The sequence below is a fragment of the Mesorhizobium sp. M4A.F.Ca.ET.022.05.2.1 genome (genome assembly GCF_003998845.1).
Taxonomy (GTDB): Bacteria; Pseudomonadota; Alphaproteobacteria; order Rhizobiales; family Rhizobiaceae; genus Mesorhizobium.
Genome location: NZ_RZOJ01000758.1, coordinates 1 through 1006, shown reverse-complemented (window position 1 = coordinate 1006; position 1006 = coordinate 1). Strand labels below are relative to the sequence as shown.

Below are 1006 nucleotides of genomic sequence, written 5' to 3'. Positions count from 1 at the left end.
GTTCAAGGCATCGGCGAAATACTCCTGCTGGCTCTTGCCGTAGCAGGTGCCATGCTTGATCCATTCATGCCGCTCCAGCTTGGAGGCGGTGCCCGGCATCACCTGATCGAGCTCGGCGCGGGTGTTCGCATCGAGATCGACCTTCGGCAGGTCCTGCCAATGGGCGGGATTGTCATTGGCCTTGTCGCCCGCCGACACCTGGCAATAGAAGTTGCCGTTCGGCTGCGGCCACAGCCCATGCAAGGTGAAATGCGTGGCGTCGAAGCCGGACTTCGACTGCGCCTGGCATTCGGGCTTGCTGGACTTGGTCTCGCAGAAAGCCGGCTGCCAGCTCAGCGCGAAGACATATTCCGGCTTGCCAGAGCCAGGCTGCGCCGGCTTGTTCTGATCGGCCGGCTCCGGCGTCGCAGCAGCACTGCCGGCGGTGACATGTCCGCAGCTGATCTTCACCCAGCGACGGTCCGGATGGGCGCCCGGCACAAGGATGAGGTAATGTGTCGGCTCATCCTTGTTGCCCGCCAGCAGCTGGTAGCTTTGTCCGGCCGCGGTCGATATGTTCCCGGGGTTCTTGCCGTTCTTGATCGCCTGCGTCGCCGGACAGGCGGCGTCGGCCACGAAGCTGCCGCTCATCTTCACATCGGCCCGCGCTGCTCCGGCGAGCGCCGTGACGGCGGCAGCCAACAAAAAAGCAAAACCAGTCCGCATACCCGCCCCTCGGCTCAAAATGTCGCGGCACACACTGCCGCTGTCTCCGTGTCAGAATTGCGATGGCCCGCGCCGCAAGGGAAGAAACCCACAGGGCAAAATCAGCCTGGCCGCATTGACCTAAAACCGCCGCCGGCGCAAACAAAACTCTCGTGAGCACGACAAGGGCGTTGCGGGGGACGAAGCGAAATGCCATTCAGCCAGCAGCGCCTGGTCAGATCGCCGACCGGCGCCGATCTCAACCTCTATGTGAAGGAGACGAGCGGCCAGCCGCGCGCCGTCGTCCAGATCAATCATGGAC

At 63.4% G+C, this 1006-nt stretch carries 1 protein-coding gene and 1 pseudogene; one reads left to right on the top strand and one right to left on the bottom strand.

Features of this window, described 5'->3' with window-relative positions; translation table 11 throughout:
- Nucleotides 1-705 (bottom strand): ribonuclease (locus tag EN745_RS35170; RefSeq protein ID WP_127423340.1); only part of this gene is annotated, 705 nt, incomplete at its 3' end.
- A 189-nt stretch (nt 706-894) separates the two neighbouring features.
- Here EN745_RS35170 and EN745_RS37415 point away from each other — a divergent pair.
- Nucleotides 895-1006 (top strand): annotated as a pseudogene (locus EN745_RS37415) (alpha/beta hydrolase); the annotation flags it as partial.